This is a genomic window from Bifidobacterium sp. FKU, assembly GCF_026016385.1.
GTDB lineage: Bacteria > Actinomycetota > Actinomycetes > Actinomycetales > Bifidobacteriaceae > Bifidobacterium > Bifidobacterium infantis.
The window spans coordinates 1-13,225 of sequence record NZ_CP092888.1 but is presented as its reverse complement, the minus strand read 5'-3'; the positions used below and the strand labels follow the sequence as shown (position 1 = coordinate 13,225).

The window sequence follows — 13,225 nt, the reverse complement described above, 5'->3', positions numbered from 1 at the left end:
GCACCACTATACGAGTGAATTCTTGGATATGATCATCAATCCAATCTATCTGCTTTCAGAGGGGTACATTCGGCCTTCTGCAGATAACAGCTCAGCTTCCACCTCCATAACCCCGGAACTCACCACCGTCGATCAGCACATGGATCAGTGCGGCTGGACCATGGCCGACGTGGTCATCAAAGCCATCAACGGAGTCTCTTCACCGCGCGTGATGCACCTGAACACCGATTTGGTGGTGCGTGAGTCGGCGTAATTGCCACGTGGCTGTCGGCAGGACTCTGGATATCCCGCGTCACAATCACCCAGTAATGCATCACGCAGTGTATAACTCTTCCGCAGAAACGAATACCATTCGTTCATCATCCATGTAGCGGGTTCGCGTGGACTCACTCACCGGATTCTTGGTGAACAGCATAAGCCACGCATTACCTGCCTGATAGCCGCGGACTAAGCCAACACGCTGATGGAGCTTTTCAATAGCCTCCGTTTCGTTGAATGAATTACGCCATTTGCATTCACCGAACAGAATCGTTTTATCGAGCGAATCCGCAGCAATCACATCGATATCGGTTTGCTCGTGAGCAATCGGATCATTGCCCCACCATTTTCCGAATTGAGTGGCAACAAAGGGGAGGTTGCCCATAGCGTTGTTTCGAATAAGCCATTGCAGGCAAATCGTCTCAAATTGTTGCCCAACATAGGTATCAAACGATGGTCCAAAAGCGAGTCTGCTCGTAACCTCCTCGCTGATATTACCATCCAAAATGCTCATGTTGCGCCCCACAAAGCGGAACCAATATGCAAAGAAGGGATCGCTCACCACATACATTCCCTTGCGCGATTTACTCGGATCTTCACCAAACGGCACTTTTCGCTCAATTAAGCGCAAATCGACCAGCGTTTTCAGATATGCTCCAATCGAATCAGATTCGACACCCGCATGTTCAGCGATAAGCTTTGGCGAGGAATTACCACCCGCAATAGATTGCAATATCGAATAATACGATGCCGGTTCACGAAGCTCCTGACGCAACAGCATCATAGGTTCCTCACGCAGTACGCCCAAGTTGTCGAACATCAAGCGCAGCACATTGGATTCAAAGCCATCGGCTTCCTGTATACGGGCCAGATAATATGGCGTACCGCCGAAAGTCGCATAGTATTGGACCAGTTCTTGCGGAGATGTGTTCGTTAGAAATTTTGCCGCATCCGCATAGTCGAATGGCAGGAGTCGAATCTGTGCTGTACGACGCCCGTATAGCGGGCTTTTACGCCCCAATACGTCGTTTTCCATGAATCCCTCGTTACTACCGGATAGAATCATCGTCACTTTTGTGGCGAGGAATCCATGGTCAATTGCTATCTGCAACATGGAGGGTAATGCTGGCTCGGCGGCAGCCGCATAAGGGAACTCATCGAATACGAACACCATACGTTCGTCAGTCTGTGCAGCACGTTCAGCAACAAACGATAATGCATCAGACCACCTGCCAAACGACGGGGTGGAATCCGGCATACCAAAGAACGACAATGCCGCTCTTGAGAAATCTTCAAGATTCATCTTGGCGCTTTGCTGTATGGCCGTGAAGTACAGCACGCGTTTATCTTTGACAAATTCGTCGATCAACGCCGTTTTCCCTACACGCCGCCTACCGTACAGCACCACCATTTCGAATGAATCACTGGTAAACAGCTTTTCCAGCACTTGTAACTCGTGCTCTCGTGCGACAAACATTGCAGCCCTCCGATCCGCCTACCGCCCAATAATAAGAGTATCATGGTTAATGTAATCACGATTACCTTAATTACGATACTGATAATTGTTGCCCTACCGCGAGGAGGATCTTCCTTCCGCTGTCAAAACGAAAGCCCAACAGTCCAGACTGACGAGCAACAACATCGGCAGATCAACCGCTGACGCCAGCCAGCCTGCCAGTCCTTTGGTGGAACCACACCACATAGACCTTCCTCAACGGCGCCAAGCTGCCACACGCTGGCAGACCAACACCGCTGTGTGCATTCTCTGCGTCGGCGGCAGTCCAAAACTTGGCCCAGCAACGACGCTTGCTGTGCCCAGCGTCGGCAGAGGGCCAATAATTGGACGCAAACGACACAGAACACACCCTCAGCGTCGGCAGAACTCCAAGATCTGTACCGCTGACGACGGTAAGCCCTCCACAGCGTCGTCAGAGATACAAAATCTGTCCCAACACCGACGCATGCCACCCCCAGCGTCGCCGGAGTCCCAAGTCTCGGCCCAGCAACGACGCCTGCGATCCCCACATATAAGAAACCGCACCTCCGATCATCGAATCTGAATTACTTCAGTCCAACAACCGGGGTGCGGTTCACTGAGGGGAGTTCCGTCAGTATCGCTATATCAGTCGTCGCCGAGCGTGACGTGCACGCCGCCGACCAGCGAGCTGACCACGTTGTAGATCAGTGCCGCAATGGTGGCCAGCAGGGTGAAGATCACCACTTCAACAATCGAGAAGATGGTGACGCCGGACACCACGGTGGTAAGGGACAACACATTCTTGAGATCGAAACCGCCTGCATCAAGACCGGTGGAAGACACAATCTGCGTAATCTGGCTGAATACACCGACCACATCAAGCAGCACCCATACGATCGCGGAGGCAACGACCTGAATAATCGCCACGGCGATGGACAGCATGAACGTCACCTTGGCCACGGACCAAGCATCCACGCGGGTCAGCGACAAGCTCATGCGGCGAGCCCTGGGGGCGCTACGGCGAGGTGCCGGACGCACAGGAGTGGCGGCACCTCCCGAAGGCAACGCGGACTCCTCCGGATCACTGGACACGGAGCGGGCCACACGGGGAGCGCGGTCGGCGCCGATCAGCGGCTCGGCATAATCGTTCTGTGTATTGCCGTCTTCCGACGGAATGATCCGGGTCTCGTTGTCTTCGAGATTCTCGCTCATCGTTTCTCCTTACCAGGCTGGACGGCAGCCTCTGTTGTATGCGAGGCTACCAGCTTTTCGGGACGCTGCTCACGCCTCGTCCGGGTTGTTCACATTCTTGTCGGATTGCACGGTCTCACCGGCTCCGTTCGCCGCCGTATCACCAGCTCCGTTCGCTGCCGTACCGCCGTCTTCCTCGGGCTCGTCCTTCTCCTCGTTACGGGCGATGGAGAGGATCATGTCGCCCTTGTCGGGCTTGGCGAAGGTCACGCCCTGGGTGTTTCGCCCGGTGCGCTTGACCTCGTCCACATTGGAGCGGATCACCTTGCCGGACTTCATGATGGCCATGACCTGATCGTCTTCGGACACCACGAGCGCACCCACCAGCGCGCCGCGGCCTTCGACCAGTTGCACGGCCTTGACACCCAGACCATTGCGCCCCTGCAGACGGTACTCGCCGATGGCGGTGCGCTTGGCGAAGCCTTCGTTGGTCACCACGAACAGGTCCTTGTCGGAGTCGCTCGGCACCACATCCATCGCCAGCAGGCTGTCGTCCGCACGGAACTTCATGCCCTGCACGCCGGCGGTCTGACGGCCCATCGGGCGCAGCTGCTCGTCGTCGGCCTGGAACTTGAGACTCATGCCAAGCCTGGACACCAGGATGATGTCGTCCTGCGCGTTGCACAGCGCGGCGCCGATGAGCTCGTCGGCGTTCTCGCCGTTCTCGTCGGCCATGAGTCGCACGGCGATCAGACCGCCCTGACGCGGGGAATCGTACTCGGCCAGCGGGGTCTTCTTGACCTTGCCGGATCGGGTGGCGAGCACCAGATATCTGGCCACCTCATAGTTCGGGATGGACAGCACGGTCTGGATGGTCTCGTCGGGCGCGAACTGCAGCAGGTTAGCCACGTGCTGGCCCTTGGAATCGCGCGAGCCTTCGGGCAGCTCGTAGGCTTTGATGCGGTACACGCGCCCCTTGTTGGTGAAGAACAGCAGCCAGTTGTGCGTGGAGGTCAGGAAGAAGTGATCCACCACGTCGTCCTCGCGCAGCTTGGTGCCCTTGATGCCCTTGCCGCCACGATGCTGGGCGCGGTATTCGTCGGCCTTGGTGCGCTTGATGAAACCGGAGTGGGTCACGGTGACCACCACGTTCTCTTCGGCGATCAGGTCTTCGACGTTCATTTCGCCGGAGAACGGCAGGATTCGGGTGCGGCGTTCGTCGCCGTACTTGGCCACGATCTCGTCGAGTTCGTCGCCGATGATCTTGCGCTGGCGTTCCGGTTTGGCGAGGATGTCGATGTAGTCGGCGATCTTGCGCTGCAGTTCCTTATGCTCGGCCACGATCTTGTCGCGGTTCATGCGGGTCAGCGTGCGCAGCTGCATGGCCAGGATGGCGTCCGCCTGCACCTGGTCGATGTCCAGCAGCTCCATAAGGCCGGTACGGGCGGTATCGGTGTCCTCGGAGGCGCGGATGAGGGCAATGACCTCGTCCAGCATGTCCAGGGCCTTGAGATACCCCTGCAGGATGTGGTCGCGCTCCTCGGCCTCGCGCTTCAGGTACGCGGTGCGTCGGGCGATCACGTCGAGCTGGTGGTTCACCCAGTGGCGGATGAAGGCGTCCAGGCTCAGCGTGCGAGGCACGCCGTCGACCAGGGCCAGCATGTTGGCGCCGAAGGTCTGCTGCAGCTGGGAGTGCTTGTACAGGTTGTTCAGCACCACCTTCGGCACGGCGTCGCGCTTCAGGACCAGCACGAGACGCTGCCCGGTGCGGCCGGAGGTTTCGTCTCGCATGTCGGCGATGCCTTGGATCTTGCCGTCGCGCACGGCTTCGCGGATGGAGACGACGAGACGATCCGGATTGACCTGGTACGGCAGTTCGGTGACCACCAGGCACATACGGCCGTTGATCTCCTCGGTGTTGACCACGGCGCGCATGGTGATCAGGCCACGGCCGGTGCGGTAGGCCTGTTCGATGCCCTTGTGGCCGAGGATGGTGGCGCCGGTGGGGAAGTCCGGTCCCTTGATGATGCGGATCAGGTTTTCCAGCAGTTCCTCGCGGCTGGCGTCCGGATGGTCGAGCGCCCAGTGGACGCCGTCCGCCACCTCGCGCATGTTGTGCGGCGGGATGTTGGTGGCCATGCCGACGGCGATGCCGGCGGAACCGTTGACGAGCAGGTTCGGGAAGCGGGCCGGCAGCACGGTCGGCTCCTGGGTCTTGCCGTCGTAGTTGGGCACGAAGTCGACGGTGTCCTTGTCGATGTCGCGCACCATTTCCATGGCCAGCGGGGCCATGCGGCATTCGGTGTAACGCATGGCGGCGGCCGGGTCGTCGCCGGGGGAGCCGAAGTTGCCCTGGCCGTCGACGAGCATGTTGCGCATCGACCAGGACTGGGCCATACGCACCAAGGTGTCGTAGATGGCGGAATCGCCGTGCGGGTGGTACTTACCCATCACGTCGCCGACCACGCGGGAGCACTTGTTGTAGCCGCGATCGGGGCGGTAGCCGCCGTCGTACATCGCGTAGATCACACGGCGATGCACGGGCTTCATGCCGTCGCGCACGTCCGGCAGGGCACGCTCGACGATCACGGAGAGGGCATACGCCAGATAGGACTCGCGCATCTCCTGCTGCAGGTCCTTGCGCTGGATGCGTTCGCCGGTGTCCATCAGGCCGTAGTCGGTGGTGTCCGCCTCCTGCGGGCTCAACGGCTCCATCGAGCCGTCCGGCGTGAACTGCTCGTCGCCGGTGTTGTTTTCATCTGCCACTGTTGTTCCTTTAGTTGTCTAAGTCCGTTGTGTACCTCCCTCTGACGAGGGAGGTTGGAGGATTCCGTTACGCATCGATCCAACGCACGTTCTTGGCGTTGCGCTGGATGAAGAGGCGGCGGGGTTCGACCTCATCGCCCATCAGCATCGAGAAGGTCTCGTCGGCCGCGGCGGCGTCCTCGATGTGCACCTGCTTCAGAATGCGGTGCTCGGGGTCCATGGTGGTCTCCCACAGCTCCTGGTAGCTCATCTCGCCCAAACCCTTGTAGCGCTGGATGCCTTCGCCCTTGGGCAGCTGGCGTCCGTTGGCCTTGCCTTCGGCGAGCACGCGGTCGCGCTCGGCGTCGGTGTACACGAAGTCGTGCGGGCCCTTGGTCCACTTCAGGCGGTACAGCGGCGGCATGGCCACGTACACGTAGCCGGCGGTGATCATCGGGCGCATGTAGCGGAAGAACAGCGTCAGGTTCAGGGTGGCGATATGCGCACCGTCCACATCGGCATCGGCCATGATGATGACCTTGTGGTAGCGGACCTTGGAGATGTCGAAGTCCTCGCCGTAGCCGCCGCCGACCGCGGTGATCAGCGATTCGATGGTGTCAGACTTCATCATGCGGTCCAGGCTGGCACGCTCGGTGTTGAGGATCTTGCCTCGCAGCGGCAGGATGGCCTGCGTGATCGGGTTACGACCCTGGATGGCGGAGCCGCCTGCGGAATCGCCCTCCACGATGAACAGCTCGCACTCTTCCGGGTTGGAGGATTGGCAGTCCTTGAGCTTGTCGGGCATGCCGGCGGACTCGAAGATGGACTTGCGGCGGGTGTTCTCGCGGGCTTTCTTGGCGGCCAGACGGGCGCGGGATGCCTCGATGGCCTTCTGGATGATGTTCTTGGCCTCGTTCGGGTGGGCGTCGAGCCAGTCGCCGAGCTTGTCGGTCATCACGCGCTGCACGAAGGTCTTGGCCTCGGAGTTGCCGAGCTTAGTCTTGGTCTGACCTTCGAACTGCGGGTTGGTGAGCTTGACGGAGATCACGGCGGTCAGGCCCTCGCGCACGTCGTCGCCGGAGAGGTTCTCGTCCTTGTCCTTGAGGATGCCCTTGTCACGCGCGTAACGGTTGACCAGCGAGGTCAGCGCGGCGCGGAAGCCCTCCTCGTGAGTGCCGCCCTCGGTGGTGGAGATCGTGTTCGCGAAGGTGTGCACGGCCTCGGAGTAGGCGGTGGTCCACTGCATGGCGAGTTCGGCGGAGATGCCGAGCTTCAGGTCTTCGGCCTCGAAGCTGATGACGTCCTCTTCCACCGGCGTGGCCTTGCGCACCTTGACCAGGTAGTCGACATAGTCCTTGATGCCGTTGAGGTACTGGTAGGTGACGGTCTGGTGCTTCGCGCCCGGCTCGTCCGCCGCGTCGCCGGCCACCTCGTCGCCGGCCTGGTCGTTCTCGCGTTCGTCGGTCAGGCTGATCTTGAGGCCCTTGTTCAGGAAGGCCATCTGCTGGAAGCGGGAACGCAGCGTCTCGAAGTCGTAGACGGTGGTCTCGAAAATCTTCGGGTCGGCCCAGAAAGTCACGGACGTACCGGTGGACTCGCCTTCGGCCATCGGCTCGCCCTGCTTCAAGGGCGCGGTGGGGTGCTGGTCGATGTACGTCTGGGTCCAGTGGAAGCCCTGACGGCGCACTTCGATGTCCACGCGGGTGGAGAGTGCGTTGACCACGGAGATGCCCACGCCGTGCAGACCGCCGGACACTGCATAACCGCCGCCGCCGAACTTGCCGCCGGCGTGCAGCTTGGTCATCACGGTCTCCACACCGGAGACGCCCTCGCCGGGCACCTCATCGACCGGGATGCCTCGACCATCGTCCACCACACGGATGCCGTTGTCCGGCAGAATGGAGACCTCGATATGGCTGGCGTATCCGGCCAGCGCCTCGTCGACCGAGTTGTCGACGATCTCATAGACCAGGTGGTGCAAACCGCGCGGCCCGGTGGAACCGATGTACATACCGGGGCGGATACGCACGGCCTCAAGTCCTTCGAGCACCCTCAGATCAGAGGCCTCATAATGCTCGGGAGCCATGGATTCGTCAAGTTCGCCTTCGGTCAATTCCGCATTGTTGATGCGTTCCGCAGCCGCCTTCAGCTGCTCCTCTTTGCTGGTTTCGTCTGCCAACAGGCTTCCTTCCGTGACTACAGGGTCAACCTCCGTCATGAAGGTCATTCACGGAGGTGATATGGCTTACGAGGCCCGTAAAGGACTCTTCTAGCCATTTGACCATACTGCATGTGATTTTACTCGTCTAACCCGACGAGCGCCATAGCGAGGCTTCTGCGAATTTGTTTGGTATCTTGGCTACCGCCGCCGAGCCCATTTGCGCGCGTATCCGGCGGCCGGGCCGGTCACGCGAATCTCGGCGATGGTCAATCCTCTGAGATTGCGACGGATGGTATCGGTGAGTTGGGGGATAAGGTAGGTCAGCTGCGTGGCCCAGACCGTCGATTCGGCACGGATGGTCAGTACACCGTCCGTGAAATCGGCGACTGCCGAATGGCTGGCGATGGCCTGCCCCACCACTTGGTCCCAATGGTTGCGCAATTGCGCAAGCTTCATATTCGCCGCCCAGACGCCATTGCCGGCGATGGTGGTCATCACGCTGCCCAGTTCAGCCGGATCGCGCCCCGGTTTGCCGAAGTTTTCGATGGCCTCTTCACGGCGGCGTCTGTAGTCCTTCAAGGTCGCCCCGCGACGGGAGATCCGCTCGAATATTTCGGCCGGCAGTTTGGTCTCGTCCAGGTTGAGTTGGCGGGCGATCGGCGGGTTCATGACACTTTCCGTTCTACGGACGCGCTGTCCACCGCGGTTTTTCCGTCATACTTACCTAAACTCTCGTTTTCCCGTGAATCGGACAAATTGCCCAGAGTTGGCAATATCGCGGAAGCTGGTTCGGCCAGTGCGGCCACGTCGATGCGATGGGCCGATTCATAGTCGGGCACATCGCCTTCAGCGGCCACGGTAATCAGCACCTGATCCTGTTTTCTGGCGAAATCAAGAATCTGCGTGCGCCGGCTGTCGTCAAGCTGGGCGAACACATCATCGAGAATCACAATCGGCTGCAATCCCAACCGGTCACGCACGATTTCGAACAATGCCATTTTCAAGGCCAACGCCATCGTCCACATCTCGCCGTTCGAAGCGAACTCGCGGGCGGGAATACCGGCCAACTCAAGGTTCATGTCATCGCGCTGCGGACCGATAAGGTTCACGCCGCGAGCCACTTCACCGGGGTAGATGCGTTGGAAATGCTCGCTGATCTGCGGATGCGGATCGTTGAACATCAGCACTTCGTCGAATGAAGGCGCATATGTGAGCGTCACCTGCTCGCCGGCACCGGCCAAGTCGGCGTAAATCGCGGCAAATGGCTCGGCAAGCAGGCTAATCACATGGGCTCGCATACGGGTCAACACCACACCGGCTTCGATGAACTGGCCGGTCCAGATTTCCAAACCGCTCAGAACCGCATCCATCGGCTGGCCATTGTTGGCATTGGCATTCAATTGCTTCAACAATGTGGCACGCTGTTTGGCGATGCGCGTGAACTGTTGCAACGTCTGCATGTATCCGGGCTCGAGCAGAGCCGCAGCCTGATTCATCATGGTGCGGCGTGCTCCCGGATCGCCGGACACCAATCGCTGATCTTCGGGAGTGAAGGAAACGCTGGGAATCTTGCCGATGATATCGCGCACATACAGCGACGACCCCGAGTTGATGCGGGCTCGGTTGGCACCACGCGCATGAATCGACGCTTCATACGTAGTGGTTTGACCGGCATCATCAGCGACGTTCGCGCGGATGGTGGCCGTAGTCTGCCCGCGTTCGATCAGCGGCAACGTGCTGGACGTGCGATGGCTCGATCCGGTGGACAGCACTTCGACGGCTTCCACCAGATTGGTTTTGCCCAAGCCATTCTTGCCGAACAGGATATTCACGCCTGGTACGAAATCGACCACTACCTGACTCCATGAGCGGTAGTGGTCGAGTGCGAGACGGGAGATGTGCATTATCGAATCGTTGGAAATTCAGGGACTTCAGTTGTTAAAGCGCATCGGCACGAGCAGGTATCGGTAGTCCATGGACTCGTCGGAATCAGCTTCCTGCTGGCCGTTGAACTCGACCGGCTTGACCGGGGTCGTCATCTTGATGCGCACGAATGGTTCGGTCACGGCGGACAGACCCTCCTTCAGGTAGGACGGGTTGAATGCCACGGTGATGTCGTCGCCATCCATGTCGATGTCCAGTGTTTCGTTGGCCTGGGCCTCGTCGACCGATCCGGCGGACAGCGCCACTTCCTGACCGGTGAAGGTCATGCGAATCGGAGCATTGCGTTCGGCGACCAAAGCCACACGGCTGATGGCGTCGAGCAGATCCTGCTTGTTGACTACGGCCTGAATCGGGTATTCGTCGGCGAACAGGCGGTCGACCGCCGGGAATTCACCGTCGATGAGCTGGGAGGTGGAGACGCGGCCGGCGTTTTCGAAGCCGAGCAGCGTCGGGCTATCGGCATCGAAATCAAGGCGGATGTTCTGGTGCTCATCAAGAGCGCGGGCCACATCCTTGAGTAGTGAGCCGCGAACCAGCGTGGTGGTGTCGACGTCCGGGTTCTGCGGAGTCCAAGTGAAGGTGGCGCGGGCCAAACGGAAGCGATCGGTGGAGGTCATGACGACCTTGTCGCCTTGGAACTGCATGCGCACGCCGGTCAGCACCGGGCGGTTTTCTTCGCGGGAGACGGCAACGCATGCTTGGTTCACTGCCTGAACGAAAGTCGGGGCATCGACTTGGCCGAGCATGGCCGGTACCACAGGCAGATCCGGGTACTCGGTGTCGGGCATGAGCTGCAAGGTGAACTTCGACTTGCCGGACGTGATGGTCAGCGTGGAGCCGTCGGTAACCAGGTACGTTTTCTCCGAACGCAGCGATTTGGTGATATCGGCCAGCAGTTTGCCCTGAACCAGTACGGAACCGGCTTCGTCAACGCCGGCTTCGATGTGGTGGCGAGCGGAAATCTCGTAGTTGAAGGCGGAGAATTGCAGCGTTCCTTCAATGGCTTCCAGCTTGACGCCAGCGAGAATCGGGTTGGAGGGACGTGCGTCGATGACTCGGGAGGTCCAGGCTACGGCGTCGGCCAGGGCTGCGGTATCGATTTCGACTTTCATGTGTGATTGTTCCCTTCGTCGGATTGGCTGAGAAATATTCTAGCCGTTGGGTGGCGAACTTACGTACGATGGATGACCGGCTGTTACTGTGGCGATGATGCTTTTCACGTAACTGAGTAAGTAATCGCCATAATAAGGCCGGTGGATAGTGTGGATAAGTAGGGTTGAGCCCTACGAATGCAACGGTTCATAAGTCCCCGAAAATTGTGGACAAATTCTGCATGGCTTGTGGATAAGTGGGCGAGTTTTCCACAGCCAGTTCGTCGGATTTGGGTTTTCCACATCGAGGCCGCAGTTATGCACGAGTTTTCCACAACAAAATAGTGGGTAATCCACGAGTTATCCGCCGAGTTTACCCACATCTGTGCACAACTATGTGGATAACTTTTTTGGTTTTCGTACTGTCGCACGGCGTGTTGAAGGCTGTTTTTCGTCGAGGAGAATCGATTCTGGAGACCGTTTTCGGCACTTTTTTCGTCTCGCTCGCCCAAACCCGCAAAATCGGTCCTCAGAATCGATTCTCTCGTTTCATGGGTTTTTGCGTGTTCCCCGTCGAAACTCCCCTCGGTCGTCTGCGACGACAGCTCCCCTCACAAAGGGGAGCCATGAGGAATCTGATGTCTCGAATCCGTTGCCTCGACGTATCCACCAGAATCCGCCTGAGCAACCAAAAACGGCACTTTTCGGAAAGTCAGTCCAAGAAGTGCCGTTTTTCGTCTCTCAGAAGCGTTGTGTCAGTTGGTGTTGCTTTGTTTGAGGCGAACCGTGAGCTCCATAACGTAGTTATAGATCTCCTGTTTTTGCTGCATTCGGTCACTGATTCGAGTGCAGGCATGCATTACTGTGGTGTGATCGCGTCCGCCAAAGACCTGGCCAATATCCATCAGGCTCATACTGGTCATTTCGCGAGCCAGATACATGGCGATCTGACGAGGAACAGCCACGTTTTTGGTTCGTGATTTACCGACAAGATCCTCAAACGTCAGGTGGAAGTACTTCGCCACCTGACTGATGATGTCCGTGGGCTTGATTTCCACATCGGTGGTGAAGAAGTCCTGCAACGTCTGCTCGGCCAAGGCGCGGGTCACCGGCTGATTACTCAGCGAGGCCACGGCCGTAACACGGGTAAGCGCGCCCTCAAGTTCACGAATGTTCTCGGTGAAGCGTTCGGCGATGAGGTCCAACACATCGCTGGGGATTTTCGACCCGTTCATCGAGGCGATCATGCGAAGAATGGCGATTCGGGTCTCCAGATCCGGCGGCTTGACGTCTACGGTCAGGCCGGATTCGAAGCGCGAGATGAGTCGAGCCTCGAAACCCTTCAAATTCTTGGGCGCCACATCGGAAGCAATGACAATACGCTTATTTGCCTGATGTAGTGCATTGAACGTATGGAAGAACTGATCCAAGGTGGCTTCCTTGCCGCCGAGGAACTGGATATCGTCAATAAGCAACACATCAACCTGTCGGTATCGACGGTTGAATTCAGCAATCTGACCTTGGCTTTGGTTCGGGTTTTGCAGCGCGTCGATGAATTCGTTCGTGAATTCCTCAGACGTGACGTATCGAACCTTCAGCCCGGGATCCTTGACCAGTGCATAGTTGCCGATGGCGTTCAGCAAGTGGGTTTTGCCCAGTCCCGATCCGCCATAGATACACAACGGGTTGAAATCCTGACCGGAACCTTCGGCCACGGCCAGTGCGACCGTACGGGCAAAACGGTTGGAATCGCCGGGCACGAAGGAATCAAACGTGAAGTTCTTATTGAGATGAGTCTCGGGATCGCGATTCATCTTCTGCTGACCGACCGGGAACTGCGACTCGGTGGCGGGCATCGGTTCCCGCGGTGCGGCTACCGGCTTTGCGCCATAGGATTCTTTACCGAACTCGGCGACAGTCGGAGAAATTTCCGAAGGATATGGCTGCGCCGGCTTTGCCGCCGAAAGCGGTTCTGGCTCGGTTTTCGGCACGACCTTGAACGCGGGAAACATATTTTCGCCGGTTACCGTACGCAATGCCTGAAGCAGGGAATCGTTCAAATCACCCTGAATGGCTTGAAGCGTGTCGTTGTTGTCCACACACAGCACGATGGTCGAACCGAAGACGCCTTCAGGAACAACGCCTTCCAACCAGCCTTTTTCTCGTGGGCTGAGCGAAGCGCTGTGTTTGAGCACCGTCAGCGTGTCTGACCAGATGTGGGCGGCCTCGATTACGGGGTCGCCGGAAGCGTTAACCATGGTGGCCCCTTCTGTCGCTGTGGCGAAATATGTACAACAGATAATATTTACTCTGGTTTAGACAAGTTATCCACCGTGTCGCGTGTTGAAATAATTGGAT

At 58.4% G+C, this 13,225-nt stretch carries 9 protein-coding genes; 1 reads left to right on the top strand and 8 read right to left on the bottom strand.

Annotated features, from left to right (window positions below; translation table 11 throughout):
- Positions 1–28 precede the first annotated feature (28 nt).
- Positions 29–253 (top strand): substrate-binding domain-containing protein, encoded by a 225-nt coding sequence (locus tag MMB48_RS00045; RefSeq protein ID WP_032743431.1) that lies wholly within the window; start codon positions 29–31, stop codon positions 251–253.
- A 60-nt stretch (positions 254–313) separates the two neighbouring features.
- Here MMB48_RS00045 and MMB48_RS00040 read toward each other — a convergent pair whose 3' ends face one another.
- From MMB48_RS00040 to dnaA, 8 genes are all read right to left on the bottom strand, one after another.
- Positions 314–1,735: an ATP-binding protein gene (locus MMB48_RS00040; protein ID WP_032743432.1), complete on the bottom strand. Its 1,422-nt coding sequence runs from the start codon at positions 1,733–1,735 to the stop codon at positions 314–316.
- Between the two features lie 645 nt (positions 1,736–2,380).
- Positions 2,381–2,947, bottom strand: coding sequence for a DUF3566 domain-containing protein (locus MMB48_RS00035; RefSeq protein WP_032743433.1), 567 nt, complete (start codon positions 2,945–2,947; stop codon positions 2,381–2,383).
- Positions 2,948–3,016: 69 nt separating this feature from the next.
- Positions 3,017–5,692 (bottom strand): DNA gyrase subunit A, encoded by a 2,676-nt coding sequence (gene gyrA, locus MMB48_RS00030; RefSeq protein WP_032743434.1) that lies wholly within the window; start codon positions 5,690–5,692, stop codon positions 3,017–3,019.
- A gap of 67 nt (positions 5,693–5,759) precedes the next feature.
- Complete coding sequence (gene gyrB, locus MMB48_RS00025; protein ID WP_172664385.1) at positions 5,760–7,898, bottom strand: DNA topoisomerase (ATP-hydrolyzing) subunit B; 2,139 nt, start codon at positions 7,896–7,898, stop codon at positions 5,760–5,762.
- A gap of 132 nt (positions 7,899–8,030) precedes the next feature.
- Positions 8,031–8,501: a DUF721 domain-containing protein gene (locus MMB48_RS00020; RefSeq protein WP_032743437.1), complete on the bottom strand. Its 471-nt coding sequence runs from the start codon at positions 8,499–8,501 to the stop codon at positions 8,031–8,033.
- Positions 8,498–9,736, bottom strand: a complete 1,239-nt coding sequence (recF, locus tag MMB48_RS00015; protein ID WP_032743438.1) for a DNA replication/repair protein RecF — start codon at positions 9,734–9,736, stop codon at positions 8,498–8,500. The genes MMB48_RS00020 and recF overlap by 4 nt, the downstream gene beginning before the upstream one ends.
- 27 nt (positions 9,737–9,763) lie before the next feature.
- Positions 9,764–10,888 (bottom strand): DNA polymerase III subunit beta, encoded by a 1,125-nt coding sequence (dnaN, locus tag MMB48_RS00010; RefSeq protein WP_012576463.1) that lies wholly within the window; start codon positions 10,886–10,888, stop codon positions 9,764–9,766.
- Positions 10,889–11,622: 734 nt separating this feature from the next.
- Entirely contained in the window at positions 11,623–13,125 is a 1,503-nt protein-coding gene (dnaA, locus tag MMB48_RS00005) for a chromosomal replication initiator protein DnaA (protein ID WP_007057882.1), read from the bottom strand.
- Positions 13,126–13,225 lie beyond the last annotated feature (100 nt).

What these genes read in the sequence shown, in the direction of transcription:
- MMB48_RS00040 (WP_032743432.1), bottom strand. Translation starts at nt 1,735, where the DNA reads ATGTTTGTCGCACGAGAGCACGAGTTACAAGTGCTGGAAAAGCTGTTT.
- MMB48_RS00020 (WP_032743437.1), bottom strand. Translation starts at nt 8,501, where the DNA reads ATGAACCCGCCGATCGCCCGCCAACTCAACCTGGACGAGACCAAACTG.
- dnaN (WP_012576463.1), bottom strand. Translation starts at nt 10,888, where the DNA reads ATGAAAGTCGAAATCGATACCGCAGCCCTGGCCGACGCCGTAGCCTGG.
- dnaA (WP_007057882.1), bottom strand. Translation starts at nt 13,125, where the DNA reads ATGGTTAACGCTTCCGGCGACCCCGTAATCGAGGCCGCCCACATCTGG.
- MMB48_RS00035 (WP_032743433.1), bottom strand. Translation starts at nt 2,947, where the DNA reads ATGAGCGAGAATCTCGAAGACAACGAGACCCGGATCATTCCGTCGGAA.
- MMB48_RS00045 (WP_032743431.1), top strand. Translation starts at nt 29, where the DNA reads ATGATCATCAATCCAATCTATCTGCTTTCAGAGGGGTACATTCGGCCT.
- gyrB (WP_172664385.1), bottom strand. Translation starts at nt 7,898, where the DNA reads ATGACCTTCATGACGGAGGTTGACCCTGTAGTCACGGAAGGAAGCCTG.
- recF (WP_032743438.1), bottom strand. Translation starts at nt 9,736, where the DNA reads ATGCACATCTCCCGTCTCGCACTCGACCACTACCGCTCATGGAGTCAG.